This window comes from Ruegeria sp. C5, from assembly GCF_056537605.1.
Genome location: NZ_JBQFRX010000002.1, coordinates 280,156 through 306,021, shown reverse-complemented (window position 1 = coordinate 306,021; position 25,866 = coordinate 280,156). Strand labels below are relative to the sequence as shown.

The following is a 25,866-nucleotide window of genomic DNA, read 5'->3' as shown; positions in this document are numbered from 1 at the left end:
TGCCCATTTAATTTGCGTGTCGCACAGGCTGATCAACCGGTGTAAGCAACCACAATGGACAACAATGATAAATTCGAGATTTTTCTGATTGCCACTCCAGGGCTCGAAACGCCTTTGTGTGCCGAGGCCATCGAGCGCGGATTCTCAGGCGCCAGGATCGTTCCAGGTGGTGTCGTGTGCCGTGGCGATTGGCCGGAAGTCTGGCGCGCCAATCTGGAATTGCGCGGTGCCAACAAGGTTCTGGTGCGACTGGGCAGTTTCCCCGCCGTGCATTTGGCGCAATTGGACAAGCGCGCCCGAAAATTCCCGTGGGCGAGTTATCTCAGGCCAGACATTCCCGTGAAGGTCGAAGCAACCTGCCGTAAATCTCGTATCTATCATGCAGGAGCGGCGCGACAGCGCATCGAACAAGCCATATCCGAGGGGCTCGGCACCTCAATCTCACTCGATGGCAAAGTCCGCGTGCTGCTACGAATCGAAAAAGACATATGCACGATCTCCGTCGACACATCCGGCGAGCTCTTGCACAAGCGCGGTCATAAGCCTGCAGTCGCCAAGGCCCCGATGCGGGAAACAATGGCCGCGATGTTCCTGCGTGAGTGTGGGTTTGACGGGTCTGAACCGGTTCTAGACCCGATGTGTGGCTCTGGAACATTCGTTATCGAAGCGGCTGAAATCGCTCTTGGCTTGCGCCCAGGCCGTTCACGTCAGTTCGCGTTCGAAGATTTGGCAAGCTTCGATCCTGATGTCTGGCAAGATATGCGCGCCCAAACCGATCCGCCCGAAACAGAGCTCAGGTTCTATGGCTCAGATCGTAATGCAGGCGCGATTGAGGCTTCCCGCTCCAACGCCCAGCAAGCACATGTGGATCATGCCACCCGATTTCAGCACTGCTCGGTTAGTGACATCAAACCACCAGAAGGCCCAGCTGGGCTGGTCATCGTCAATCCGCCCTACGGGGCACGCATCGGTGATGAAAAGCGCCTGCGGTCGCTCTATGGCAGTTTAGGCAAGGTATTATCCAGTCGTTTCCAACGATGGCGTGTGGGCATCATCACCACCACACCCGGACTTGCCCGCGCAACGCGATTGCCAATGCTTCCCCCCGGCCCAATCGTTGATCACGGGGGAACAAAAATCCGACTGTATCGAACAAATCCGTTGCAGTAACTCAGCGAAATCGCAGATCAGGCGAAGGGTTAAAACCACCCCTCGAATCCAGCGACGACATATGTGTGTACGCCCAAAATCCCTCTTGCACATCGATATGACGAGGTATAGATCACGCGCCACGGTCGGAGTGTAGCTCAGCCTGGTAGAGCACTGTCTTCGGGAGGCAGGGGTCGGAGGTTCGAATCCTCTCACTCCGACCAATAAAATCAAGTGTCAAATGCAACGGTGTATTGCGTTTTGACCGTGGATATTACCTTTCTACTAACTAATGTTGCCTGCGGCGGTTTGAATTTCTGCTATTTCGAATTTTCAATAAAATGACCTGAACCAGTCTTGGGCAAACCGTCAAGATGCTCCGATGCAGCTCGTCGTTCATGTCACTCGCTACAAGCGCGTTGGCCGCGTTCACGCGAACTCATTAACCGCTGGGCAAACCTTGCTATTGCTATTGTACAAGGCATGTCCTGCCCGTGCATTTCTCGAAACTAGTGCCGTGATGTCTTAAGGCGCGCTTGACCAATATTGGGATCATGTTTCCCAAGGTGGATTTGAGCCAATCTCTGCGATCAGAAAATCCATGAATACCCGAACTTTGGGGGATAATACGTTGGACTTGGGATAGATAAGCCATAAAACATTGTCTTCCGTAGCCTCAAAGTCTGGCAGAATTTGCAACAACCGGCCCGATTTCAGGTGATCATACACGCTCCATAGTGCGTTTAGGGATATTCCGGCGCCGGCCAGAGTGGCGCAGACCTGGCTTTGGCCGTCGTCTATGATCAATTGACCCTTAGCCATCGCTGGGTCAAATCCGGCTTTCTCACCTGCCTTTCCCGTTAGCGTGCGCAATTGGCGATTTTGGAAAGCGATCAGGTGGTGGCTTTTCAGATCGGCAGGTGTTTTGGGTGTGCCGTATGTGTCAAGATAGTGCGGCGCAGCGCACAGTATGCGTCGGTCATCAGCCAATTTTCGGCCTTTCAGGCTGGTGTCGACAAGCGGCGCATTTCTTAGTGCAAGGTCGTAGCTCCCCTCGATAAGATCGAACTGCACATCCGACAGGCGCAAATCGAGCGTCAGATCGGGGTGCTGTTGAAGAAATTTCGGCAGGATTGGAGCAATGTAGAGCTGAGCAAAGGTGCTGGGCGCAGCGAAGCGCAATGTACCGCGGATGGTCGCTGTTTGTTTGCCCAACGCCGTAAGTGCTGCCTCTTCCTGCGCAATAATCTCTCGGGCGAAGGGCAGGAAATCGGCACCTTCAACAGACAGCGACACCTTGCGCGTTGTGCGATGTAACAGTTCGGAACCCAGGCTTTGCTCCAACTTGGCAAGCTTTGCGCTCGAGACAGCTGGAGCCATGCCCAAAGCGCGCCCCGCCGCACTGATGTTCAGCCTTTCTGCCGCCGCTACAAACAATCTCAGCGCGTCTGTATCAAGCCCCATTATATCGCAAACCCGAATTTTCAATCCATGAATGGGCAGTTTATACGCAAATAGATTAGCGTTAAATCCCCTTCATGGATGCAACTCGGCATGGGAAGGAGACGCAGATGACGCGGACAGCCACTGTCAACTACCACGTTCACAAGCCCTGGCGGCAAGCCTTTGAACTAGATGCAGGCGGGATTGCTGGTAATTTGATTTCGCCCGAACTGGCCAGCACGGCTGTTGCATTGACAGATGCCCGCACCACGAGCAACACAGTTACATTCGCGTCTGATGCTGTTGAGTTCGCGCTGCTGGAAACGCAGATACAAGATTTTACCGGCGAGGTCTGGAAACCGACATACGATGCGGAGCTAACGGCAATGCTCTCGAACAAGTTAGGTGCGCGCGAGGTTGTGGTTTTTGATCACACGGTTCGGATAGATGACCCAGGAGCGACGCGCAAACCCGCGCGCAACGTCCACAGTGACTATAGCAAGGACGGAGCCGAACAGCGGCTTGTCGATCTTTTGGGTGCCGAGGCCGCAGCGGAGTGGGCGCGCGGTCACTATGCTTTTGTTAATGTGTGGCGCCCTGTGAATCATCCTATCAACTCAGCACCCCTGGGCTTTGTTCGCCCGTCATCAGTTGAACCGTCTGACTGGATCTTACTGGACCTGATCTATCCCGACCGCAATGGGCAAATAATGGGGCTGGTAGGAAACCCCAGGCATGAGTGGATTTATCAATCGAAGATGACGCCGGATGAGGTCGCGATCTTCAACATCTATGACAATCGAGGTGCTCCGTCGATCGCGCATAGTGCGCTGGATATGGTCGAAGATTCAAACGTCAACACCATTCGCAAAAGCATCGAGAGCCGCACATTGGTGCGCTTTTAAAGGAGAGCCGGACATGTTGGATAAAATGCAGCCTGCTGATTTTGCCCAAATCAACGTGGCCTATAATCGGGTATTTCGACCGGGACGGCTGAGCGTTGGCCTAGTGTTGCCGCTCGAAGCATATGCAGTCGGTGCAGAGCCGACGCTTCGGGATCATCTGGAAGCGGCTCGGAAAGCGGAGAACCTCGGGTTTGCATCACTTTGGCTGCGCGACGTGCCATTCAACGTTCCAAGCTTTGGTGATGCAGGACAGATTTTCGATCCATTTGTCTATCTGGGTGCGCTTGCTGCGGTAACGGACCGAATTGCCCTTGGAACGGCGAGCGTGATCCTGCCATTGCGTCACCCCGCTCATGTAGCCAAGGCGGCGGCGAGCGCGGATGTGCTCTCGGGCGGACGGTTGCTCTTGGGTGTAGCCTCCGGGGACCGGCCTGAGGAGTATCCGGCTATGAACCAGAGCTATGATGACCGCGGGGCACGTTTCCGCGACAGCTTTGACTACATCCGCGCCGTTGGATCGGATTATCCCGAGCGTGAAAGTGCTCAGGGTACGCTGTCTGGCGGGATTGACCTGCTGCCAAAGCCGCATGGGACCCGCCTGCCGATGATCATTACGGGTGGTAGCCAGCAATCCCCCGATTGGGTGGCGCAGAACGGCGATGGTTGGATGACCTATCCGCGCAATGCGACTGCCCAGAGGCAGGTTATTGCGGACTATCGGAGGCGCGGGAAGGAAGCGGGCCAGCCAGACAAGCCAGTCATGCAATCCCTGTATATCGATGTCGTTGCCAATCACGCCGCACCACCGCGCCCGATCCATCTTGGGTTTCAGTCTGGCACCGATTTCCTGCGTAGCTATCTACGTGAAATAGAAACGCTTGGGGTCAATCACGTTGCACTGAACCTACGGTTCAATCAAGCGCCCATCGATACGACCCTCGAACACTTGGCAGATACCGTACTGCCCGACTTTTCCTAAAGGATCAGATCAATGACCAAGACTATACTCATTACAGGTTCAACCGACGGCATTGGTTTGCTCACGGCAAAGAAGCTGGCCGCCGATGGACACAAAGTACTTCTGCATGGACGCAGTACCTCCAAATTGGACAGCGCGGCCTCCGAAGTCGGCGGCGATGTCGAAACTTATAGCGCTGATCTGAGCGATCTGTCCGCAGTGCGAGAACTGGCTGAGAGCGTAAAGGCCAAACATGACAAACTGGACGTGTTGATCAACAATGCAGGTGTGCTGAAAGCTCCGCAAACCGTGCTTGCGAATGGGCAGGACATCCGCTTTGTCGTCAACACACTCGCACCCTATCTGCTCACAGAATTGCTGATGCCGATCATTCCCGCCGCCGGGCGCGTCGTGAACCTGTCATCGGCAGCGCAGGCCCCGGTGAATATTAATGCACTGGAGGGTAGTGTCCCGCTGGCTGATATGGAGGCTTATGCGCAAAGCAAGCTGGCGATCACCATCTGGACCCGGGAATGGGCCAAATCTCTGTCCGATGCACCCGTCATGGTCGCGGTAAATCCGGGATCGCTGTTGGCCTCAAAGATGGTGAAAGAAGGATTCGGCCTAGCCGGGAACGATATGAACATCGGCGCTGATATCCTGATTGACGCAGCATTGGGTGATCGGTTCGCTGATGCGTCAGGTGCCTATTTTGACAATGACAGCGGTGCCTTCGCGAATCCACATGCCGCAGCACTGGACAAAGCACATGTTGCCGACGTCATGAACTCGATCAGAGGTTTGATTAACCAGACCAACTGACCCGCGCTGCACTAAATCCAGACGCGCTTCCAACTTTAACCTCCCTTACCCCTCGCGTGTGCCGCGTCGAGGCCCAAGAAAGGACTGTCTGATGAAATATGAGAACTTTCAAACCTTTGACGTTGCTGTTGAAAACGGCATCGCAACAGTCACATTCAACTTTGGCACCGTAAACGTGCAAGGCCAGGAAATGCTGGCCGACCTCAACAGTCTGGCCATGCGGCTAGAGCGAGACCGCGAAACCAAGGTCGTGATCTTTCAGTCCGCCAACCCGGAAATCTGGGTCTGCCACTACGATACCGAGCTGCTCAAGGATATGTCGACTGAGGCCGTATCCCGGGAGGACGCACAGCTTTTGGACCTTCAATCGGTCTGCGAGCGGATCAGCAAGGTGCCACAAGCCACCATCGCAAAGCTGGAAGGGTTCGCACGTGGTGGCGGACACGAGTTGGCGTTGGCGCTCGACATGCGATTTGCGGCGCGGGGTAAGTACAAGTTCATGCAGATGGAAGTTGGAATGGGCATCCTGCCTTGCGGCGGCGGTGCTTCGCGCATGGCACGTCAAACCGGCCTTGGAAAAGCGCTTGAGATCATCCTGAGCGCACAAGACTACGATGCGGATGATGCAGAACGTCTGGGCACCATAAACAAGGCTTTGGAGCCAGATGAGATTGGCCCGTATGTGACAGCGCTCGCCGAGCGGATCGCAAAATTCCCGGCAGAGTCGATCAATGCCTGCAAGCAGATGGTCTATGAATCCATCGACAAACCCATTGATGAAGCGCTGAAGGCCGAAGCCTATTGGCTGTATCAGGCCACAAGCAAAACCCCGGCGGTCAAACGGTTCACCATCGCGGATGAACAGGGTCTGGAACACGACATCGAAAACCAGCGCAAGTGGGGCGATCTGGTTATGCAGGTTCAGGATATCAACTGATCCGTCCTCCAACACAATGATCACGTCAGGCGTGCGCTGTTCAAAGCCGCGCCTGACACTTCGCTAAAAAAGGAATATCCCAATGAAAGCTATGGTTCTGAACGCCTACGGACCCGATGCACCGTTCGAGCTTGTGGAAATGCCCGACCCGGTCGCAACGTCTGGGCATGTAGTCGTCAAAGTGGCCGCGGCCAGCGTCAATACCGTCGATACAATGATCCGAAGCATGGGCGCGGATCTACCTCTGTCCCCCAATTTGCCCGCGGTCCTTGGCATGGATTTTGCTGGCACAATCACCGCCGTTGGCGAAGGTGTTAGAGGTTTTTCCATAGGTGATGAAGTGTATGGCTGCGCTGGTGGTTTGATGGACCTCCATGGTTCGCTAGCCGAGTACATCAAGGCGGATGCCCGCCTGATTGCACACAAACCCAAGACGCTGAGCATGCGAGAGGCCGCGGCGCTGCCTCTCGTAGGCATCACCGCCTACGAAGGATTGACCCGCGCCGGTGTCGGCGAAGGGCAGACCGTTCTGGTTCAAGGCGGTGCCGGTGGCGTTGGTCATGTTGCCGTTCAAGTTGCGCGCCACCTTGGCGCAACCGTGTCGGCAACAGGTCGTGGAGCGGATCAGTTAGCCCTCATCGAGGGTCTCGGTGCGCGCCCGTTGGATTTCACAACCCAAAAGGTCGAGGACTACGTGGCCGAACACACTGATGGCGTGGGCTTCGATGTGGTGTTTGATAGCGTGGGTGGGCCTAACATGACGAACTCGTTCGAAGCGGCCAAGCTCAATGGCCAAGTCGCCTCAACCGTCGCGATGGTCGAGATTGATCTGACACCTGTGCATTTCAAAGGTCTGTCTCTGCACGTCGTCTTCATGCTGATCCCGATGATGCATGATGTCGGGCGTAAATCCCATGGTGACATCCTGAAAACTCTGGCGGAAATGGCGGATGCGTGCCAACTCAAACCAATTGTTGACGAACAGAGGCTTGGGTGGACCAATGTCGATGCAGCCTATGAGCACCTGACAAACGGAGCGGCGGTCGGAAAAGTTGTTGTAGAGCTGTGAACGGAACCGGCCGGGATTGGTGCGCAGAGATATAATTGCGCACCATTCCAGTATGGCCTGATATTGATGTCAGCCATCAGAACTCAGCTAACCTGAACGCAAGTTGCAGCACAGAGTGCTTTGAGCTCGAAGCATTTGTCGGAGCCGACTTTCAGCACATGGATCCCCATCCGCTGCTGGCAATACTAACTGATACCGCCATTGCGGTTTCCAGTACCAAGAACCTTTACTTCCAGCCAGTGGAAACCAAATGCGATCACGCCCGCGACGAGAATATAGAATACGGCCAACAGGATGAGCGGCTCGTAAATAATGAAAGTGTCGGAGCGCACACGTGAAGACACGGCGTAAATGTCGACGACAGTGATCGTCGCAACCAAAGGAGTTGCTTTGAGTTGTAATATGGTTTCACCGCCCAATGTCGGCAGGACGTTGCGGATAGCCTGCGGCAACCAGATACGGCGAAACATGGTGAAACGTGGCATGCCAAATGCCTTGGCTGCCTCAAGCTGACCCTTGGCGACCCCTTTGAAGGCACCGCGCATCACCTCTCCTTCGTAGCCGGCATAGGACAACGTCAGCGCCAGTACTGCATATGGCCAGGCCTGTCGCAAATAGGGCCACAACTCGGAAGAGCGTATCCAGGGGAACTGCGGAAACAAAGACCCAAGCCCATAATACAATAACCAGAGTTGCAGCAGCAGCGGTGTGCCGCGGATGATAGTGCAAAATGCCTTGGCCGGGGCGGCAAGATACCAAGGCCCAACCGCCTGTGCCAATCCAAGAGGAACGGCGAGTAGGAAACCCAAAACTACGGTGACCACCAACAGCCAGATTGTCGTCCAAATGCCCTGAAGGGCGAGCGGCGCATATTTCGGGATCCAGTCCCACTGAAGAGAGACGGCGCACCAGACAACGATTCCAGCGAATATCAGCATCATCACAATGCGATGTGGTTGCATCAAAGATCTGAAATCAATCATCTGCCCCCTCCCTTCAGAGAGGGTTGGCCGCGACGCGCCCATTTCTCAATCCGAGCGAAGATGCCGCCCGAACACAGCGTAACCATGAGATAAAGAAATCCCGCTGCCAGAAAGAAAGTAAAATAGGCGCGTGTACTGCTTGCAGCCTGGCGGGTTTCCAGTGTCAGCTCGTTGAAACCCACAACAGCGAGCAACGCGGTATCTTTGGTTGCAATCAGCCACAGGTTGGCAAGACCTGGCACGGCGAAGCTCATCATGGCCGGGATTGTCACGCGGCGCATGGTCATGAAGGCGGGCATCCCGTAGGATTTGGCGGCTTCGATCTGACCGGGCGGAACCGCCTGAATTGCGCCGCGCAAAATCTCGGTCGCGTAAGCGCCCTGGACAACACCCAGCACCCATATGCCTGCGCCAACACCACTGACCTCAACCCGACCCCCGCCCATTGCGGCGGAGATTTTGTTTATGATGTCAGATCCCACGTAATACAGGATCAGGATCAGGACCAGCTCGGGCACGGCCCGGATCACCGTCGTGTAGATGGCGAGAAGATCGCGCGTGACCTTCCCGCCATAGAGTTTGCCGTAAGCTCCGAACAATCCGATCACGAGTCCGAGGGCGTAAGCGCCGAAAGCAATCTGCAATGAGTGGGACAATCCGCGCAGCAGATTGGCCCCCCATCCCGGCGGCGAGAGCGACAAAAGCTCTGCGCTCTGCGCCAATCCAAGTGAATCCAACAGTCCGTTCACAGTAGCGGCTTAGTAAATGCTGGCCGAGAAATAGTTCGATGTGATCTTCTCGTGCGTGCCATCGGCAAGAATTGCGGCGATGCCTTTGTTCAGCGCCTCACGCAGGTCATCTTGCCCTTTGCGCACGCCAGCCCCAACGCCGCGTCCCAGAATAGCGGGATCATCTGCAACGGCGCCTTTAATTTCACAGCAAGCGCCCGCATCCGAGTTTACAAAGTCGGCCATGGCGATGCTGTCTGCTTGAGTTGCATCAATACGGCCTGCGAACAGGTCCTGATTGGCCTCATCCTGTGTCTGATAAACCCGCAGTTCAGCATCCTTGAAATATTCCTGCGCATAGGCCTGGTGGATGGTCGAAGCCTGAATGCCGACAACTTTACCCGCCAGCGACTCTGGTGTCGCTTCGATATCCATCGATTTGTCCGCAACGATCACAGCGGGTGTGTTGTAGTAAGGATCGCTGAAATCAATGGTTTTCAGCCGCTCCTCGGTGATCGACATAGAGGCCATGATGGCGTCGATTTGCTGCCCGGTCAGCGATGGGATGATACCATCCCAGGCTACAGGCGTTATAACACAGTCCAGTTCGGCAGCGGCACAGACAGCATTGATAACATCGATCTCCCATCCAACCCAGTTGCCTGAGCTGTCAAGCGAAGCGAATGGTGGATAAGGTTCAGCCGCGATACCGATCTTGACCTCTTCGGCACTGGCGACACCAACTGAAAGGATGGCGGCGGCAACTCCGGACGCAAGCAGTTTCTTAAGGTTCATTTTGTTACTCCCTTTTTGGTTCATTAGTTTGTTTTGACTGAATCAGGCGACCGAGCTGAGGAACTGCCTCAACCGCTCTGATTTTGGATTACCGAAGACCTCGGCAGGTGGACCCTGCTCTTCAATGCGGCCTTCGAAAAGATAGACAACGTGGCTGGCAACTTCGCGCGCAAATTTCATTTCATGGGTGACGAGCAGCATGGTGCGTCCTTCACCAGCGAGATCACGGATCACGTTCAAAACTTCGCCGACCAACTCGGGGTCCAGCGCCGATGTGGGCTCATCGAAAAGCATCACCGAAGGATCTACGGCAAGCGCACGGGCAATGGCGGCGCGCTGTTGCTGACCGCCAGATAGATAGGCCGGAAAGGTGTCGGCCTTGTCACCAAGCCCTACCCTTTTCAACAGGTCGTGCGCCCGCGAGATAGCCTCTGCCTTTGGCACCTTTAGGACATGTATCGGCACTTCGATCACGTTCTCCAGAAGCGTGCGATGCGTCCACAGATTGAACTGCTGAAAAACCATTGCCAGCCGCGTTCGGATACGCTCGATCTGGCGGCGGTTCGCGGGGCTACCATCGGCGTGCATTTCAACCAATTCACCGCCTATGGTGATTTTTCCCGAGCTCGGCGTTTCCAAGAAGTTGATACAGCGCAGCATGGTGGATTTGCCCGAGCCTGACCCCCCGATGATTGCGACAACGTCCCCCTTGTTGGCAGTCAGGGAGACACCCTTCAGGACCTCTAGCGCACCAAAGGATTTGTGCAGGTCCTCAATCTTTATCGCCTCAATGGACGCAGTGGCTTCGGGTGTGGGTGATGCTGCTTCGGCTGTGTCCATATCTAACAATCTTCTGATTTCAGCTTGCAGTAAGCCTCGAATCTCGCAATTATGCAAGTGTATAATAACTCCATGCCATGGATGACACTGACGTGCAGGACGACAGCCGCAAATTTAAACGTGAGTCTGCTGAGTTTCGGCGCGAGGCGCTAATATTGGCGACTTTGGACCTGATCGCCGAGATGGGCGTCCGCGGTGCCACGGTGCGTGAGATTGCAGCCCGCGCGAACGTGACCCAAGGGTTGATCCGTCATTATTTCTCTTCAAAGGAAGAGTTGGTCCAGGCGGCGTATGAGCACCACATGAATACGCTAACCGATCAGACAGCAGCTTCGTCAGGAACGGGCAGCGCAGTATCTCAGTTGACCAACTTCGTTGACGCGTCGCTACGACCACCAATCGTTGATCCAAGCGCCGTGGCGTTGTGGGCCAGCTTTCTGAACAAGGTGCAACATGATTCAAAAATGCAGCGCATTCACCAGCAGACCTATAACTATTTCCGGGGTCACCTCGAGGAGCTGATCGTCGCCGCATTGCTGGAAACCGGACGTTCAGTTGCTGCAACGGAGGCAACGCAACTGGCCATTGCTTGCAACGCGGTAATCGACGGCCTTTGGCTGGAAGGCGGTGCGCTTCCGGACGCGTTTTCCGAAGGGCAACTGGCGCGGATCGGCTTGGACTCCGTGAGCGCCATCCTGGGGATACCATTAAACAAAGAGGCGGAGCAGCCATGAAGACAACATCTGTGACTGTGCGTTTAGCGGGGTTGGGTGGTGCCAAATGGGGTGTACACCTGAAAGCACGTGACCTTATCAAAGCCGGAGCGGATATCGTCGAAATGACGATTGGAGAACCGGATGTGCCCGTGCCAGCCGCATTGGTAGAAGCCACCGTAACCTCCTTGCGGGCACAACGGACAGGGTATTCCAACGGGCGCGGTGAAGCCGGACTGCTTGACGCGCTTGCTTCTCGCTATTCAGCCTCTCGTGGGCGGCCCTTCGGACCCAAGAACTTTTTGTGCTTTCCCGGGACGCAAACCGCCCTTTTCGCAGTGATGTCCGGGATTGCAGAGGCCGGAGACGAGGTTTTGGTTGGTGATCCGATGTACGCGACATACGAAGGAGTCGTGCGTGCATCCGGGGCGGATATGGTGCCTGTGCCGCTTCGGCCAGAGCACGGGTTTCGCATGCAAGCCGAAGATATTGCTGCACGCATCACTCCACGCAGCCGCGCCATTCTTCTGACAACGCCACACAACCCGACAGGTGCAATTCTGACTACCGCGGAAATTGCCGAAATCGGGCAGCTCGCCATGGCGCACGATTTATGGATCATCTCGGACGAGGTCTATGAAGAACTGATCTTTGACGAGGCCGAATTTGCTTCACCATTGGCAGACCCGAAACTGGCGGATCGTGTCATAGGTGTATCATCCATCTCGAAATCACATGCTGCCCCAGGGTTTCGTAGCGGTTGGTGTGTCGGACCAGCAGCGTTTTGTGAAGCGCTGCTGCCGTATTCCGAAACAATGCTCTTTGGCAATCAGCCCTTCATCGCGGACATGACCGAAAAGGCAATCCGCGACGGGTCCGAGGTTGCCCCCGGCATGGCCGCTCGCTTCTCTGGCCGCGCCACCCTGCTGGCCGATCGTCTTGAAGCAGAAACGGATATGACGGTTCATCGCCCAGAGGCGGGAATGTTCGCCCTCATCAACGTTTCTGCCACCGGGTTTGATGGCGAAGATTATGCGTGGGATCTGTTGCAGGCCGGGGTGGCTGTCATGCCAGGGTCCGCCTTTGGCAACGGTCTGAAAGACTGGGTCCGGGTCGCGCTGACGATTAGTGACGCCGATTTTGCCAAAGCGGTTTCTCGCATCATTGATCACGCCAACAGCAAATCACGCGAGGTTGCATGAGCGGAATGACAATCGGTGAAGCTTTGGTTGCCAAGCTTCGCCAAAGAGATGTGACCTGCGTCTTCGGAATTCCGGGCGTTCACACGGTCGAACTTTACCGCGGTCTTGCGGCTTCGGGCATTCGTCATATCACGCCCAGGCATGAACAGGGTGCTGGTTTCATGGCTGATGGCTACGCGCGTGTTTCGGGGAAACCGGGTGTGACCTTTGTGATCACCGGCCCCGGATTGACCAACACCTTGACACCGATGGCGCAGGCGCGCGCTGATTCAATTCCGATGTTGGTGGTCTCTGGTGTCAATAAAACCGCTTCACTTGGCAAGGGCTTGGGACATCTGCATGAATTGCCAGACCAACTGGGGCTGGCCAGAACAGTTGCGTTGGTGTCAGAACAAGTTCCCGACTCCAACGCTCTGGACCCGGTCTTGGACCGTGTTTTTCACGACCTTACCAACGGTCGCCCAGGGCCGGTGCATATAGAGGTCCCGTTGGATGTAGCAGCAGAAAAATATCAAAAAACACCAGTCGAGACGCTCGATCCAGCACCCCCGGTCAATCCAGACTTAATCTCACAAGCGGCAAGGCAACTGGCTGAAGCAAATAGAGTTGTCATTCTGGCGGGTGGTGGCGCGAAAAAAGCGGAAACCGATTTACAGACATTGGCTGAAACTCTCGATGCCCCCGTCGTGCAAACCGTCAACGCACGGGGCCTGATGCACGGACATCCACTGACCGTTCCGGCCAGCCCCAGCCTCAAAGCAGTACGCGAGCTGATAGAAAGCGCTGATTGCGTTTTGGCTTTGGGAACCGAATTGGGGCCAACCGACTATGACATGTACGCCACCGAACAATTTGCAGGAAGGTCAGGCCTGATCCGGGTGGATCGCTGCAGCGATCAACTGGCGCGACATGAGGCAGCGCTTACCATTCAAGGTGACGTCAATTTGGTTGTACCGGCGCTGTTTGGGGCATTGTCCAATGAGGCAAAGCAAGACGACGGTGCCGAACGCGCCAGCAAAACACGCCGCGCCGCCTGGGAGGAAATTGGTCCGGACTATCGCCATCAGGTCGAAATCCTGAACGCCATTCGCTCGGCAGTTCCGAATGCATTGATGGTCGGAGACTCAACCCAACCAATTTATGCCGGCAATCTTTTCTACGACCACGACCGGGCCGGAGGTTGGTTCAACGCAGCAACGGGATATGGCGCGCTCGGCTACGGGATACCCGCTGCCATCGGCGCGTCGATCGCCGATCCGACAGCAAGGGCGATCTGCATTGTCGGCGATGGAGGTGCACAGTTTTCATTGCCTGAAATCATGGCCGCAGCAGATGAAAACCTGCCGGTCACCTTCGTGATCTGGAACAATCATGGATATCAGGAAATTGCCGCGTCGATGCGGGATGTGGGTGTGACCGTCATAGGTTGTGATCCTTCGCCCCCGAATTTTTCTGCATCAGCCAAGTCTTTTGGCATTCCATTCACCAAGGTTCCGGCCGAACCACAGGCTGTCGCGCAGGCGTTGCGCGAAACTGTCGCTTTAGATGGGCCTGCAATGATCGAAGTCATCGCTCCGAAATGTGAACCTCAGAAAGATTGAAACATGTCAGACCCGACCTTTGAGTTCTCCCGCGCAATCACCCGCCGCCCGGCTGCGACCATTGCCGGCGGTTTGCGTGCAAAGGATATTGGAAACCCCGATTTCGAAGGGATGATGGCGGCACATAAGGCTTACGTGGCTGCACTGAAAAGCACCCGGGCTGAAGTAATCGAACTTGATCCCCTCGACGCGTTCCCCGACGCGCAGTTTGTCGAGGATACGGCCCTTTGCCTGCCGCAAGGCGCTGTGCTGATGCGGCCAGGCGCACCATCGCGGATGGGTGAGGTGGCAGAAATGGCGCCAAATCTTCGCGCTTGCTACGAGACGGTTCTGGAAATCAACGGCCCCGGCCATATCGAGGGCGGAGATATTCTTGTAACCGGTCGCGAAATTTTGGTGGGCAGATCAGACCGCACGGACGCTGAAGGTGTCGCCGAGCTGTCTAAAATCACCTCCGCGTGGGGCCACAAACTGCGCGAAGTGTTTACACCGGAAGGCGTTTTGCACTTTAAGACAGATTGTTCACTGATGGATGCCGAAACAATCCTGTCTACCCGAAGACTTGATGCATCAGGCTGCTTTGAGGGCTACCGAGTGCTTCATGTTGCTGATGGGGAAGAAGCTGCTGCCAACGCGATCCGCTTCAACAATCTGGTGCTGATGGCCGCAGGCTTCTCGCGCACAGCAGACATGTTGGATCGTGAAGGGTATGAGATCGTAGAAATTGACAACACCGATTGCGCCAAGCTGGATGGCGGCATGTCATGTCTCTCGCTAAGACTTTGAAGGGTTATTCGCCAACTTTTGGTCATCGGCGGTCTCTTAGTTGGAGAATGAATATCAAGCTTTTTAACCGACAGCTAATTTGTGATTGCCCTCCAAGGTACTAAAAATAGTAAGGATTATGCGGCGAAGCTTGTATAAACTGCATTCTGAGCAAGATTGGCAGTACTCCATTGACGCTCCTTCCTTGTTCAATGAACGAGATACAAAAAAACGGGTGAACCTTGCATATCCTTTAGTGGGCCCAGCGAATGAGAAATCTCATCCAAAAGACAATCCTCAGCTAGCTCGAACGCTGGTTAGGTAAAACCGATATCGATGCGCCATACTTGACGCCATTTATGGATCTGATTGAATGGGAACACTAACTACCGCCTTCCTTCAGCATGGCCTGGTTGTCATTGGATGACATACCCCAAAGCCCGTTAATCATTGCAACCGTCAACCTGCTGGCCACGACCGAAACGATGTTAGTTTGGAGAACGAACGCATCAACAAGGTTCAGATGGATATTGCGTCCTGAAAGTCCACCCTTTCTATCAGCACTGACATTGGCTGCTATCCCGCGCCAAGCCCTTTTGGAAGTTTTTGAAACATAACCTCGCTAAGAAACTCCGCTCCAGATGGCGAACTAACCGCGGTTTCAATTGTTTCAACAATATCTCGGATCACTTGATTGACACGTTCGTCGTCAATTATCACCAGACGGTTCGGACGCTCCTAAAGGCGAAGATCGTTCTTTTCGGGCGTAATTATGATACCAGCATCAACAAGGAAGCTACCGCTCGTTTCGAGGTTTGCCTTTATAGATTGGACCGAGAATATGACTGCCATCAACCATACTTAGAAAACTGAGCCGAACTGCATGTGATATCCATATGCCCGACAACAAACTCGCCTCAACCAATTGTAATCGCGTAACGACCTAAAGCTTCTGCTCCAACGGCGGTTAAGATAATAGAAAAGCGCATTTCCGACATTGGCGCAATTTGCCTTGTCAGTCACTTTTGGCTCCACAGCGGCCATCGGAGCAAATGCTGCATCCTGTGATTTTGTATTGCATCAACGCCGAGCTGTCGTTGTTGGCGGGCATGGCGGATCGGAACATCAGCCATGGAAACGCCAAACTTAACTGCTATACGCTCACTTCGTCCAGTCTGGAACGAAAGGCGTATTGCAGGTTAACAGCGCCCGCTTAAACCAAAACACGTTTGGGCGATCCAAATGCTCCACGAGCTCGCCGAAAATCATCGAGATCTAGCGCTCTTCAACATGGTAATCGATAGCAAGTTGCGCGGCTGCGATCTGATGAGGCTGAAGGTGGTCAGTGTTAGATCATCGAGTCAGATCGATCGGCCGCAAAGCCAGCGCCTAAGGAACCCGTTCAATGAGAGAACCAAGGTCACTCAGATCTACAAGATGCGCCCAGCGTACGCGGTCTTCGCAATTCGTTACATAACCGTTGGCAGCACCGGAGCGATAAAGGCATCTTTGCGCCGAGTTTGATAGAGTTGGCCGCTGATTAACGGTGAGGAAATGAGCATGATGGTTGACGCAACATATCTCGGAGTCAGTCGCACGGCGTTCAGTCTTTCGATGATAAAGGGAGCGCGGGCGCCTGATTGGCAGAACCAAGGTCGAAATGAACACAAATCTGTACGCGATCTGCAACAGCCTCGAGAGCCAAATAAACCTGTTTGAGACCGCCGGGCAGGTCAGCGATCACTTCCGTGCGCTGGCATTGATGAGCAGCCTGCCGTTAGGCGATGCGGCAGGATCATATAGCAGAAATCTGAGGCGAGTTTTCTGCGAGTTCGGTGGGGTCATAAACTGTTTCAGATCGACCTTGTCGATCTCAGACCGTCTGTATAAAACTGAGGCTTTAGATAAGATTATCTCTGCCACATAATCTCGCTTGTTTTGGCGTTTTTCATTGCCCCAGCTATACTTTCGAATACCACGAACGGTACAACATCATGGGTAGCGGACATCCGGTCGATTGCCTTGCAGTTCAGACATGTTGTTGCCTTTGAAGTCTAGTCCCGTTTGAGCCTTCCTAAGGCTCTCTGGCGCATAAAAACTTGTAATAACTTAACCAACATCAGAAAAAGCGAAGCTGACCGGCGGGTATTGCCACTTCATAAACCGCCTCGTAATTTGATCTATGCCCAGCACATCAAGGGCTCAAAATACAGGAGAGTTTATGGATCTCGGAACTTACGATTATGCAGTAGTAGGCGCCGGGATTGTCGGAGTAGCTACCGCGCTGGAGCTTTCCAGACGAGCGCCCAAAGCGCGGATATTGCTAATCGAAAAAGAAGATGCTCCAGCACGTCACCAAACCGGCCGTAACAGCGGTGTGGTCCATACTGGTGCCTACTACAAGCCGGGCAGTAAAAAGGCGCGATTTTGTCGTGAAGGACTGCTTAGAACGAAGCACTATTGCGAGACAAAGGGCTTGAAGTACGAGACACGCGGGAAGCTCTTAGTCGCCACGAACGATCAAGAGAAAGCTCGACTTGGCGACCTGGCGGATCGCGCGCGTCAGAACGGCGTAACAGTTCAAGACCTGTCTTTGGCCGACCTAACTTCCTTGGAACCCAACGTAGCGGGGTGCGCCGCTGTTCGGCTACCAGACACCGCGATTGTAGACTACTCCCAAATAGCTCGGTCACTCCTTGAGGACTTCGTGGCTAATGGAGGGACATTTCTATATTCCACCCCTTTGGTAGGCATCGATAACAGTTATGGAAAAACCGCGCTCATCACACTTAAGGGTATGATCGGGTGTGAGCATCTTGTTGTTTGTGGAGGTTTGCAATCCGACCGTATAATTCGCATGGCGGGACTTGCGTGCGATGCCAAAGTCGTACCGTTTCGGGGGGAATATTATCGTCTTCCAAAACGAAAATCCAAACTGGTCAAGCATCTGATTTATCCTGTGCCTGACCCCAACCTACCGTTTCTAGGTATCCATTTGACGCCTATGATTGATGGATCGATCAATGTCGGTCCGAATGCCATCATATCATTGGCACGCGAAAGATACTCCAAGGTGTCATTCAGCTCAGCAGACTTTCGTGAAATGGCCTTGTTCGCAGGCTTTTGGCGATCTCTTGCCAAGCATCCTTGCGCCATAGCCAATGAAATTCGAAGCGCGGTGTCAAAGCGTTACTATCTCAAACAAGTTCAGAAATACTGTCCAAAAGTTGAATTGCCGGATTTGTGTCACTACGTGGCAGGCCATCGTGCCCAGATCGTTCATCCTGACGGGCGACTTGAAGACGATTTTCTATTCAGATCTCAGGATCGTATGACGTTCGTATTAAATGCGCCTTCGCCGGCAGCAACAAGCGCTATGCCAATCGCTCAGGAAATATGCGATCGAGTACTGAGCCAATAGCTAGTTGCAGATAAATCGATGGTCACCGCGCCAACAGAGGTTCCCGCTGTTGGCGTTGTAGTTGGTGCAAGTTTTTGATCGTAGAAATTGGTCGGGCGCGACAGCGTGCTTGAAAGGCCGGTTTGGGATGCTTCCAGAGTAATGGGCAGAAAGCGACTGGTTTTGTTCAAAAACAAAGTGTTACGCGCGCAGAATGCAATGATCTGAACACGGCAAAAAACGCCTTCCCGATTAGGCTTTGCGTGTTTGTTACGGTGCGGTAAAGATATTGACCCATTTGTGTATGTTCTGGGCGGTGGCAGTGAGGGTTAATTTTTAATTTGCGCCATACGGGCCACAAAATCGGAGCCGTCCTAACCCAAGTACGCGTTTGAAGTGAGCGAAGAGCGTTTCGTTCTTCTTCCGCAGCTTCATCGAGATATCCTACCGGCGGGTCTTTCAATTAGATGACCCTGCTGCACCACGTAACAGCCGGTTCTTTTTCTTATACGGCTGAACAATGAGAACAAAAAGAAGGAGACTTTTATTTGTTCTTGGGAATTTACAGATAAAACTCAATTGCTTATAAGATGATCTTGGACAAGTTGACCGCATCAATTCACCTCGACGGGTCTGTTGGTTTCTTGCAAACTCGCCGCAGTGCCGTCCACAACATTCTAGGGAGTAATCCATGAGCAAGTGTTCAGATAACCTTAGAAATAGATGCTTGCCTAAGTGATCTTGGCGCATACTCTGACATCGCAACGGCGCCCTATTACTGACAACAAACGAGTTGTAAACACGCGAGCAGGCAGGAACGCTTAGAAAAACCCATACTATTTCCAGCAAAACAAAAGTCGCTAGTCATCCCAGTTCAGTTCAAGCTCTTCGCGAAAGGCAAACCGTTTTAGGTGATCGGAAATCACCGTCTTCCAACTGTCTAGGTCACCGCGTTGTTGCGCCGAGGCGCAAACTTCCAGTGCTACTGGCGTAGCCTTTAGTTCAACGGCATTGCCACTGCCAAAAGAAACGGTTCCAGTATCTGCATCGAACTCGACCTGTCCCTTATGTGACCAATGTTTGCATAATTGCTGTAAGTACTTGCTGGCATTTTCTGTTGTCGCCGATCCGATTGCGTTCTGCCGCGGCAAAAGCGCGAGGCCGTTTTGCGCTTTGGCGCGCATGCTTTTTGCGAAAAGGGTGACGTCAATTTCAGTGGCCAGAAAGGTCACGCCGATCTCAAGGCACCTACGCTGCATTGCTGGGTCCAGTGTTAGGATACCCGCGGCTTTACCTGCCGCGACGATGCGGGTCAGCGCGTCTTCAATGGCCTCCACAACATCTGGATGCCCGGCGTTGCCGATATGACCCATGTCGGCGGCCAGATCTGCAGGTCCGATAAAAACTCCGTCTACTCCATCAATCGTCAGAATGTCGTCCAGAGCGGCCATGCCCGCGTTGTTCTCAACCTGCAGCAGCAGACAAATCTGCTCATCCGCCGTATCGAGGTAGTCCGGGATTTTGGCAAATTGCGAAGCCCGCGCAAGGGATGATCCCACACCTCGGACGCCGCGTGGGGGGTATTGCACCGCGCGCACCAGTTCGCGCGCCTGATCAGCGCTTTCGACCATCGGCACCAGAATACTCTGAACACCCGCATCGAGATATTGCTTGATCATCCATGTCTCACCAATCGGTAGACGTGCAACTGGCGCGCTGCCCGAACTTTCAATCACTCGCACCTGTTCAAGGGTCGAGCGCAGGTCGTTTGGTGCGTGTTCGCCATCGACCAACAACCAATCGAACCCTGCGGTCGCGGAAATTTCTGCTGCATATGCGTCGGCCATTCCGATCCAGCACCCGACCTGAGGCTTTCCAGCCTTCAATGCAGCCTTAAAGGTGTTCTTTGGTGCGGGCATGTCGCTGCTCCTTTAGGCAAAACTGATGTCGACGGATCCGAACGATCCGAAATCGGCGTGGATTTCCGCACCCGATGGGCATTCGATCGGGCGAATGAAGCTGCCGGACAGAATCACGTGGCCGGGTTCAATCCTCTGGCCGTATTGCGCCATGCGACGGGCAAGCCAGACCACACTTTCGACCGGATCATTCAATACGCCCGCACCCAGGCCGGTTTCCTCGATTTCGCCGTTGCGGAAGGTTAGGGCCCCTACCCATCGCAGGTCAAATGCATCCGCTGGGCGGCGTTCCGCCCCTAGTACAATGCCGGCATTTGCGGCGTTGTCGCTGATCGTGTCGAATACAGTGCGTGACTTTCCAGTCTCAGGGTCTGCCCGCTTTATACGAGTGTCGAGGATTTCAATGGACGGAGTAACATAGTCGGTCGCCTGCAAAACCTGATCGCGGCTCACATCGGCGCCGCCAATGGCTTCCTTCATGACAAAGGCGATCTCGGCTTCGATCCGGGGTTGGATGAAACGACCTGCGGGAACGGTCCCGCCATTTTCAAAGGCCATGTTGTCAAACAGGATACCACTGTCAGGAATGTCGATATTCAACGCATATTGCATCGCTTTCGAGGTCAGCCCGATCTTCCAGCCGATGACCTTGCGCCCTTCCGCCAATTTGGCACGATAGATGGCATTCTGCACCTCATAAGCGTCATCCATCGCCATTTCGGGATACCGCAATGTCAGTAGACCGATCTGCTGTCGCGTCCTTTCCGCGTTCAGCAGATCGGCGGCAGCGCGCGCGTGGTCTTCCGGGGTCATATCTGCTCGTCCTCGATGGTGTTGCACAGGGTGCCTATCCCATCGACGGATACCTCAACCACATCGCCGGGAGCCAGGTATTTTGGCGGATCAAATCGTGCACCTGCACCAGTTGGGGTGCCGGTGACGATGATATCGCCCGGATGAAGGGTCATAAAGGTCGAGATGTATTCGATCTCGCGCCGGATCGGGAACATCATTCGGTTCAACGTATCGTCCTGACGCAATTCACCATTCACATGAGTCTGAATGCGGGCGTCATCCAACTGGGCAGCGCCAGTGAAAGGGACCAGCCAAGGGCCGATGGCACCCGAATTGTCCCAGTTCTTGCCTTGCGTGACGTTGAACTTGGCGTGCCGAACCCAATCGCGGATTGTCCCTTCGTTGCACAGGGTCAAGGCTGCGATATGGCCATAAGCATCGTCCTGCGAAATCCGGCGGCCTGCTTTGCCGATCACGATGGCCACTTCACCCTCGTAATCCAGCGTGTGATTTTCGGGCGGGCGGATCAGAGGGCGATTATGGCCGGTAAATCCACTGGCGAAGCGCGGAAACAGCGACATGTATTTCGGCTGGGCACTGCCATCTTTGTATTCCGCGTTGCGATCTGGAAAGTTCACACCAACGCACAGAATGCGACGGACATCCGGCATCACCATCTCAAAGGTGAAATCCGTATGGGTTACCGGCTTTCCTTCGGCAGCCTCGGCCAATTGGCCAAACGCACCAGCGGCGACAACCTCGTAGAGGCTTTTGAACTCGGCAAATTCGCTGTTTAGTGCGACCGCGCCTTCATCAGTGATCGCACCAAAAAATGTTTCACCGTTGGCAGTGTAGGTTGCAATGCGCATCAGGCCTCCTCGGCGTTATGGAACCCGCCCATACTAAGATGTTTTAGATCAAGCATACTTTGCTTACGGTGCGATGATGGGAGACGCAGACAGGTCTGGCTCGTTTACATCCACACCGACAAAGGATGTGCCGTGTTCAAACCAACTGCGCGGTGCCGGAGCGCCCCAGAGCGTCTGACGCTGCGGGTCCTTCAGGTCCCATTTGATCGGCTCCAGATCGGGGTCAACGGTCTGATAATCCGAGCAATAAATCTCAATCCGGTGTCCGTCGGGATCGAGAATATACAGGAAGAAAGCATTCGAAATACCATGTCGCCCCGGGCCGCGTTCGATGTTGTCCACATAGCCGGTGGTGGCCATTAGATCGAGCAAATCGATGATGTTCAGCGGTGTTGGCACCCAGAAGGCCACGTGGTGCATCCGTGGGCCTTTGCCATTGGTGAAGGCCATATCATGCACCCCACCCTTGCGGTGCATCCACGCGGCCCACAGTTTCTTGCTGTCTTCGTCTTCCGTATACTCGGTCACGCGGAACCCGAAATCACTGTAGAATGCGACACTGTCATCGACATTGGTTGAGAAGCAGTTGAAGTGATCGATCCGCAGCGGTTTCACACCACGATAGAGCGCGTATTTCTGATGGATCGGCTCCAGGCGATCCATCTTGTGATAGAACTCCAGCGGTATGCCCAAATTGTCCGAGGTTAACAGAGTCCGGCCCTGATAGGGGCGATCAACCCATGAGGTCGGTCGGCCTTTGGATTGAAAATACGCCTCGGCCCGATCCAGATCCTCTTCGTCGAAGGTTTTGAAACCCATGACCTCGACAGTCGCCGGCTGATCGGAATTCTGCAGGATCACACAATGATGTCCACGTTCCTCCATAGCGCGCAGGTAGACATGTGTGTCGCTTTCGTCCGTGACCTGCAAACCCAGAACCTCCGAGTAGAATTTACGCGAAGCTGACAAATCGCTGACGTTCAGGCAAACATGGCTCAGCCGGATTGTGTTGAAGTCGGGATACAGGTTGGGGGCTGGAACGGGCATTTTAACCTCCTGTTATACGGGGAAGATGACGTTTGTCTGGCCGGTGCCGGAGCTTGGGAAATACTCAGTCACAACCTCGCATTTCTTGTCATAGGTATCCCACCCCAGCGCGCCGTAAAGCATCGACGTGTCGTGCATCGAGCCTTCGCCGCAGCAGAAATTGGCATAATCGCCCAGCATCTTCAGGAACGTGGCATGATCGCCGTTCTTCCACATCTCAAGCACATGCAGGTCCATCTGACGGTTGAATTCCGAACTGATGGTGAAAGTGCCGTTGTTGGCGGCATAGTCCTTGTTGGCCCAGATTTTGTGCGACAGCGAGCCTGACGCGACCAGCAGCACCTTTTCGTCACTGGCCTCAACCGCTTCACGGATGGCCTCGCCGACAATTCGGCTTTCTTCATGGCTATGCACCGTGGCCCAGGCCGCGACCGAGACAACCTTCATATCATGCTCGCGGCTCATGAACCGCAGCGGCACCAGTGTGCCGTATTCCAGTTCGAGGCTGTCCAGGTGATGCGCCAAAGTATAGGCGCCCTTTTCTGAAGCTATCTTAGCAATGGCGTCGCCCATTTCAGGATTGCCCGTATAGGAATACGGCAGGTCCTGAATGAATTGCGGGAACTCGTTCGACGTGAACAGGCCTTCGAACTTCTCATTGGCGTTGATGTGGAACCCGGCATTGATCACCCAATGGGTGTCACAGATGATCACCGTGGTCGCCCCCAATGCTCTGGCGCGGCGCGCGATCTCGCGGTGGCCATCAATGGCAGGCTGGCGTTTACCTTTCACCGGGCCTTCCTGCTCAGACATGAGCAGCGTCGGCACATGGGTCATTTTGGCGGCAAGAACGATTTCTCCCATGGTCTGCTCCTGGAGTTAAGGTTTTTCGCGCGATTGTCGTCTGAGGGGCCGCTAGAGCTTGCCCAGTTGCATGATCTTGTGCTGGCCTGTGGCAAAGCCGACATGCTTTTGTTCCATATAGAACTCAAAGCTCCAGTCGCCGCCATCGCGACCGATGCCGGACGCTTTGACCCCGCCAAACGGTGTGGGCAGATGGCGCACGTTTTCCGAGTTCACCCAGATCATTCCGGCCTCAAGCTTGTCCGTGAAACGTAACGCGCGGGTCAGATCGTTGGTCCAGACATAGCCGGTCAGACCATATTGCGTGTCATTTGCGATCTGCAGCGCCTCCTCCTCAGTCGAGAACGGGATCACGGTCAGGACAGGGCCAAAGATTTCCTCGCGTGCGATGCGCATTTGATTGTTAGCGTTAGTAAACAGGGTGGGCCGTACGAAGTACCCCTCTTCGCCCACCTTGACGCCACCGGCCGCGACAGTCGCGCCGTCTTCCTTGGCGATGTCGAAGTATGAAGTGACCTTGTTGTAATGCTCTTCCGTTACAAGAGGGCCAATCTCGGTTGCAGGGTCCAACGGGTGGCCGACCTTGATATTGTTCACGCGCTCGATCAGCTTGGCTTCGAACTCTTCCTTGATCGTATCCTGTACCAGCAGCCGCGAAGAAGACGTGCAGCGTTCGCCGTTGATCGAATAGATCATGAAGATCACCGCATCCAGCGCGCGATCCAAGTCGGCGTCGTCAAAGACGATGACCGGGTTCTTACCGCCCAACTCCAGATGCATCCGTTTAAGCGTATCTGCGCCTTGCTTGGTAATGATGCTGCCCGTACGGCTTTCACCGACAAAGGCAATGGCTTTGATCAATGGATGTTCGGTCAGCCGCTTACCTGCGTCTGGACCAAAACCGTTGACAGTGTTCAGCACACCCTTGGGCAGACCGGCTTCTTCCGCGATTTCGACCAATAGCCGCGCAGACAGCGGTGAATCTTCAGCTGGTTTGTGGACGACCGTACAGCCAGCGGCCAGTGCCGGAGCGATCTTCCATGTCGAAAGCATGAACGGGGTGTTCCACGGCGTGATGACACCAACGGGCCCGATTGGGACGCGGGTGGTTATGTTCATCAGTGTCGGTGATTTCAGGTGTTGACCATCCCGCGCCTGAACCACCTGATCGGCAAAATAGCGAAAATTCTCAGCCCCTCGCAGGGCGGCTTTGGACATAAAGCGCAGGGTCTGGCCGGTATCCCAGCATTCGCACAGCGCGATCTCTTCGGCTCTTGCCTCAATCGCATCTGCAACATTCAGCAATATCCGGCGGCGCTCCGGGGCGGGCATGTCGCGCCAATCTGCAAAGGCCTCATGCGCGGCCTGTGCTGCTGTATCGACATCTTCCGTAGTGCCATGGGCGACGTCGCAGATCACCGATTTATCCACCGGAGAGATCGTCTGAAACACCCCTGCTGACCCATCTTGATCTTCTCCTGCGATCCGGTTCTTGATCCCGGTCTTCTTGAAACGGGCAAGGAAACCATCAAGCCGTTCAATATTCTTGTGCAGGTCACTCATGGTCAGGCCTCCAGATGGTCGCGGATCGTGCCGGTTTTGGGGGAGAGGTCGGGATCGATGTCGCGCATCTCAAGCGACAGCGCGATGGAATGCTGGCTCATGGCGGGCTCCAGATAGGTTCGGGCCGCCTCGAAGATGCGCTGCGTTGCGTCCTTCTTGTCGGCCTGCGAACGACCGGCCCGCAGCCGGATCGAAATATCGATGAACCCATGCTTTGGATTTCCGTCTGCGATGGCATAGTGATCAACACGGATCGCTCGGACGCGAATGCCTGCTAGCGGAAAGGTGTCAACCTCAGCGGCCGTTGCACGGATGCAATCGCACAGACCGCCCATGTCGATCCTGTCTTCCAGATTCCCGGAATATTCGACGTGAAAATGCGGCATGATTCCTCCGTTATTAATTAACATGTTTACCATTATGAGCTTATGTCGTCAATGAGCTTATGTCGTCAAGAAGTTGCGTTGTTAATCTTTGCATTTCCTGGGGCAGCACACTA

General features: G+C 54.5%; 23 protein-coding genes, 1 tRNA gene and 1 pseudogene. 12 read left to right on the top strand and 13 right to left on the bottom strand.

The genetic code is table 11. The annotated features are described in order from the left end of the window. Positions 1-54 precede the first annotated feature (54 nt). Both ACR0AW_RS09370 and ACR0AW_RS09365 read left to right on the top strand, forming a co-directional pair. Entirely contained in the window at positions 55-1,170 is a 1,116-nt protein-coding gene (locus ACR0AW_RS09370) for a THUMP domain-containing protein (protein ID WP_170732677.1), read from the top strand. A 126-nt stretch (positions 1,171-1,296) separates the two neighbouring features. Then, positions 1,297-1,373: transfer RNA gene (locus ACR0AW_RS09365), tRNA-Pro, on the top strand. A gap of 328 nt (positions 1,374-1,701) precedes the next feature. On the opposite strand, the gene ACR0AW_RS09360 is transcribed toward ACR0AW_RS09365, so the two are convergent. Beyond that, complete coding sequence (locus ACR0AW_RS09360) at positions 1,702-2,613, bottom strand: LysR family transcriptional regulator (RefSeq protein WP_170509419.1); 912 nt, start codon at positions 2,611-2,613, stop codon at positions 1,702-1,704. A gap of 107 nt (positions 2,614-2,720) precedes the next feature. Here ACR0AW_RS09360 and ACR0AW_RS09355 point away from each other — a divergent pair, with 107 nt between their 5' ends. The 5 genes from ACR0AW_RS09355 to ACR0AW_RS09335 all read left to right on the top strand — a co-directional run bounded on the left by ACR0AW_RS09355 (position 2,721) and on the right by ACR0AW_RS09335 (position 7,283). Further along, on the top strand, positions 2,721-3,497 hold the full coding sequence (locus tag ACR0AW_RS09355) for a CmcJ/NvfI family oxidoreductase (protein ID WP_170732676.1): 777 nt from the start codon (positions 2,721-2,723) through the stop codon (positions 3,495-3,497). Between the two features lie 13 nt (positions 3,498-3,510). After that, positions 3,511-4,476 carry an LLM class oxidoreductase gene (locus ACR0AW_RS09350; protein ID WP_170732675.1) on the top strand — a complete coding sequence of 322 codons (966 nt, stop codon included), beginning with the start codon at positions 3,511-3,513 and terminating at the stop codon, positions 4,474-4,476. 12 nt (positions 4,477-4,488) lie between these two features. Next, on the top strand, positions 4,489-5,277 hold the full coding sequence (locus ACR0AW_RS09345; protein ID WP_170509410.1) for an SDR family NAD(P)-dependent oxidoreductase: 789 nt from the start codon (positions 4,489-4,491) through the stop codon (positions 5,275-5,277). A 91-nt stretch (positions 5,278-5,368) separates the two neighbouring features. Beyond that, complete coding sequence (locus ACR0AW_RS09340) at positions 5,369-6,214, top strand: enoyl-CoA hydratase/isomerase family protein (protein WP_170394211.1); 846 nt, start codon at positions 5,369-5,371, stop codon at positions 6,212-6,214. A gap of 82 nt (positions 6,215-6,296) precedes the next feature. Next, a complete protein-coding gene (locus ACR0AW_RS09335; RefSeq protein WP_170732674.1) occupies positions 6,297-7,283 on the top strand; it encodes a zinc-dependent alcohol dehydrogenase family protein in 987 nt (328 codons plus the stop codon). Between the two features lie 185 nt (positions 7,284-7,468). Here ACR0AW_RS09335 and ACR0AW_RS09330 read toward each other — a convergent pair whose 3' ends face one another. Genes ACR0AW_RS09330 through ACR0AW_RS09315 form a run of 4 tightly spaced genes read right to left on the bottom strand, consistent with a single transcriptional unit; the run spans position 7,469 to position 10,629 of the window. Further along, the gene (locus ACR0AW_RS09330; RefSeq protein WP_170625582.1) at positions 7,469-8,266 is read right to left on the bottom strand and encodes an ABC transporter permease; all 798 of its coding nucleotides are present in this window, start codon (positions 8,264-8,266) and stop codon (positions 7,469-7,471) included. Beyond that, positions 8,263-9,015: an ABC transporter permease gene (locus ACR0AW_RS09325; protein ID WP_170423024.1), complete on the bottom strand. Its 753-nt coding sequence runs from the start codon at positions 9,013-9,015 to the stop codon at positions 8,263-8,265. Before ACR0AW_RS09325 ends, ACR0AW_RS09330 begins: the two co-directional genes overlap by 4 nt. A gap of 9 nt (positions 9,016-9,024) precedes the next feature. Further along, positions 9,025-9,789, bottom strand: a complete 765-nt coding sequence (locus tag ACR0AW_RS09320) for a transporter substrate-binding domain-containing protein (protein WP_170394204.1) — start codon at positions 9,787-9,789, stop codon at positions 9,025-9,027. 42 nt (positions 9,790-9,831) lie between these two features. Beyond that, positions 9,832-10,629, bottom strand: a complete 798-nt coding sequence (locus tag ACR0AW_RS09315; protein ID WP_170407522.1) for an ATP-binding cassette domain-containing protein — start codon at positions 10,627-10,629, stop codon at positions 9,832-9,834. Between the two features lie 77 nt (positions 10,630-10,706). Here ACR0AW_RS09315 and ACR0AW_RS09310 point away from each other — a divergent pair, with 77 nt between their 5' ends. The 5 genes from ACR0AW_RS09310 to lhgO all read left to right on the top strand — a co-directional run bounded on the left by ACR0AW_RS09310 (position 10,707) and on the right by lhgO (position 18,331). Then, positions 10,707-11,363 (top strand): TetR/AcrR family transcriptional regulator, encoded by a 657-nt coding sequence (locus tag ACR0AW_RS09310; protein WP_480438950.1) that lies wholly within the window; start codon positions 10,707-10,709, stop codon positions 11,361-11,363. Further along, the gene (locus ACR0AW_RS09305; protein WP_170732673.1) at positions 11,360-12,544 is read left to right on the top strand and encodes a pyridoxal phosphate-dependent aminotransferase; all 1,185 of its coding nucleotides are present in this window, start codon (positions 11,360-11,362) and stop codon (positions 12,542-12,544) included. The genes ACR0AW_RS09310 and ACR0AW_RS09305 overlap by 4 nt, the downstream gene beginning before the upstream one ends. Continuing rightward, positions 12,541-14,145, top strand: a complete 1,605-nt coding sequence (locus ACR0AW_RS09300; protein WP_170732672.1) for a 5-guanidino-2-oxopentanoate decarboxylase — start codon at positions 12,541-12,543, stop codon at positions 14,143-14,145. Before ACR0AW_RS09305 ends, ACR0AW_RS09300 begins: the two co-directional genes overlap by 4 nt. 3 nt (positions 14,146-14,148) lie before the next feature. After that, positions 14,149-14,931, top strand: coding sequence for an arginine deiminase family protein (locus ACR0AW_RS09295; protein WP_170732671.1), 783 nt, complete (start codon positions 14,149-14,151; stop codon positions 14,929-14,931). A gap of 2,200 nt (positions 14,932-17,131) precedes the next feature. Continuing rightward, entirely contained in the window at positions 17,132-18,331 is a 1,200-nt protein-coding gene (lhgO, locus tag ACR0AW_RS09290) for an L-2-hydroxyglutarate oxidase (protein ID WP_170732670.1), read from the top strand. A 249-nt stretch (positions 18,332-18,580) separates the two neighbouring features. On the opposite strand, the pseudogene ACR0AW_RS09285 reads toward lhgO, so the two are convergent. The 8 genes and pseudogenes from ACR0AW_RS09285 to ACR0AW_RS09250 form a co-directional block, all read right to left on the bottom strand. Beyond that, positions 18,581-18,751 (bottom strand): annotated as a pseudogene (locus ACR0AW_RS09285) (IS5/IS1182 family transposase); the annotation flags it as partial. Between the two features lie 419 nt (positions 18,752-19,170). Next, entirely contained in the window at positions 19,171-20,229 is a 1,059-nt protein-coding gene (locus ACR0AW_RS09280; protein ID WP_170732669.1) for an aldolase/citrate lyase family protein, read from the bottom strand. 12 nt (positions 20,230-20,241) lie between these two features. Then, positions 20,242-21,042, bottom strand: coding sequence for a 2-oxo-hept-4-ene-1,7-dioate hydratase (gene hpaH / locus ACR0AW_RS09275; RefSeq protein WP_170732668.1), 801 nt, complete (start codon positions 21,040-21,042; stop codon positions 20,242-20,244). Then, positions 21,039-21,893, bottom strand: a complete 855-nt coding sequence (locus ACR0AW_RS09270) for a fumarylacetoacetate hydrolase family protein (RefSeq protein WP_170393996.1) — start codon at positions 21,891-21,893, stop codon at positions 21,039-21,041. The genes hpaH and ACR0AW_RS09270 overlap by 4 nt, the downstream gene beginning before the upstream one ends. A gap of 63 nt (positions 21,894-21,956) precedes the next feature. Beyond that, complete coding sequence (gene hpaD / locus ACR0AW_RS09265) at positions 21,957-22,940, bottom strand: 3,4-dihydroxyphenylacetate 2,3-dioxygenase (protein WP_170625660.1); 984 nt, start codon at positions 22,938-22,940, stop codon at positions 21,957-21,959. 12 nt (positions 22,941-22,952) lie between these two features. Then, positions 22,953-23,804, bottom strand: a complete 852-nt coding sequence (gene hpaD / locus ACR0AW_RS09260; RefSeq protein ID WP_170509180.1) for a 3,4-dihydroxyphenylacetate 2,3-dioxygenase — start codon at positions 23,802-23,804, stop codon at positions 22,953-22,955. A 51-nt stretch (positions 23,805-23,855) separates the two neighbouring features. Further along, on the bottom strand, positions 23,856-25,367 hold the full coding sequence (gene hpaE / locus ACR0AW_RS09255) for a 5-carboxymethyl-2-hydroxymuconate semialdehyde dehydrogenase (RefSeq protein WP_170422682.1): 1,512 nt from the start codon (positions 25,365-25,367) through the stop codon (positions 23,856-23,858). A 2-nt stretch (positions 25,368-25,369) separates the two neighbouring features. Next, positions 25,370-25,753, bottom strand: coding sequence for a 5-carboxymethyl-2-hydroxymuconate Delta-isomerase (locus ACR0AW_RS09250; RefSeq protein WP_170422680.1), 384 nt, complete (start codon positions 25,751-25,753; stop codon positions 25,370-25,372). Positions 25,754-25,866 lie beyond the last annotated feature (113 nt).

Coding starts and splice junctions, on each gene's coding strand:
- ACR0AW_RS09370 (WP_170732677.1), top strand. CDS start 55: ATGGACAACAATGATAAATTCGAGATTTTTCTGATTGCCACTCCAGGG.
- ACR0AW_RS09360 (WP_170509419.1), bottom strand. CDS start 2,613: ATGGGGCTTGATACAGACGCGCTGAGATTGTTTGTAGCGGCGGCAGAA.
- ACR0AW_RS09355 (WP_170732676.1), top strand. CDS start 2,721: ATGACGCGGACAGCCACTGTCAACTACCACGTTCACAAGCCCTGGCGG.
- ACR0AW_RS09350 (WP_170732675.1), top strand. CDS start 3,511: ATGTTGGATAAAATGCAGCCTGCTGATTTTGCCCAAATCAACGTGGCC.
- ACR0AW_RS09345 (WP_170509410.1), top strand. CDS start 4,489: ATGACCAAGACTATACTCATTACAGGTTCAACCGACGGCATTGGTTTG.
- ACR0AW_RS09340 (WP_170394211.1), top strand. CDS start 5,369: ATGAAATATGAGAACTTTCAAACCTTTGACGTTGCTGTTGAAAACGGC.
- ACR0AW_RS09335 (WP_170732674.1), top strand. CDS start 6,297: ATGAAAGCTATGGTTCTGAACGCCTACGGACCCGATGCACCGTTCGAG.
- ACR0AW_RS09330 (WP_170625582.1), bottom strand. CDS start 8,266: ATGATTGATTTCAGATCTTTGATGCAACCACATCGCATTGTGATGATG.
- ACR0AW_RS09320 (WP_170394204.1), bottom strand. CDS start 9,789: ATGAACCTTAAGAAACTGCTTGCGTCCGGAGTTGCCGCCGCCATCCTT.
- ACR0AW_RS09315 (WP_170407522.1), bottom strand. CDS start 10,629: ATGGACACAGCCGAAGCAGCATCACCCACACCCGAAGCCACTGCGTCC.
- ACR0AW_RS09310 (WP_480438950.1), top strand. CDS start 10,707: ATGGATGACACTGACGTGCAGGACGACAGCCGCAAATTTAAACGTGAG.
- ACR0AW_RS09305 (WP_170732673.1), top strand. CDS start 11,360: ATGAAGACAACATCTGTGACTGTGCGTTTAGCGGGGTTGGGTGGTGCC.
- ACR0AW_RS09300 (WP_170732672.1), top strand. CDS start 12,541: ATGAGCGGAATGACAATCGGTGAAGCTTTGGTTGCCAAGCTTCGCCAA.
- ACR0AW_RS09295 (WP_170732671.1), top strand. CDS start 14,149: ATGTCAGACCCGACCTTTGAGTTCTCCCGCGCAATCACCCGCCGCCCG.
- lhgO (WP_170732670.1), top strand. CDS start 17,132: ATGGATCTCGGAACTTACGATTATGCAGTAGTAGGCGCCGGGATTGTC.
- ACR0AW_RS09280 (WP_170732669.1), bottom strand. CDS start 20,229: ATGCCCGCACCAAAGAACACCTTTAAGGCTGCATTGAAGGCTGGAAAG.
- hpaH (WP_170732668.1), bottom strand. CDS start 21,042: ATGACCCCGGAAGACCACGCGCGCGCTGCCGCCGATCTGCTGAACGCG.
- ACR0AW_RS09270 (WP_170393996.1), bottom strand. CDS start 21,893: ATGCGCATTGCAACCTACACTGCCAACGGTGAAACATTTTTTGGTGCG.
- hpaD (WP_170625660.1), bottom strand. CDS start 22,940: ATGCCCGTTCCAGCCCCCAACCTGTATCCCGACTTCAACACAATCCGG.
- hpaD (WP_170509180.1), bottom strand. CDS start 23,804: ATGGGAGAAATCGTTCTTGCCGCCAAAATGACCCATGTGCCGACGCTG.
- hpaE (WP_170422682.1), bottom strand. CDS start 25,367: ATGAGTGACCTGCACAAGAATATTGAACGGCTTGATGGTTTCCTTGCC.
- ACR0AW_RS09250 (WP_170422680.1), bottom strand. CDS start 25,753: ATGCCGCATTTTCACGTCGAATATTCCGGGAATCTGGAAGACAGGATC.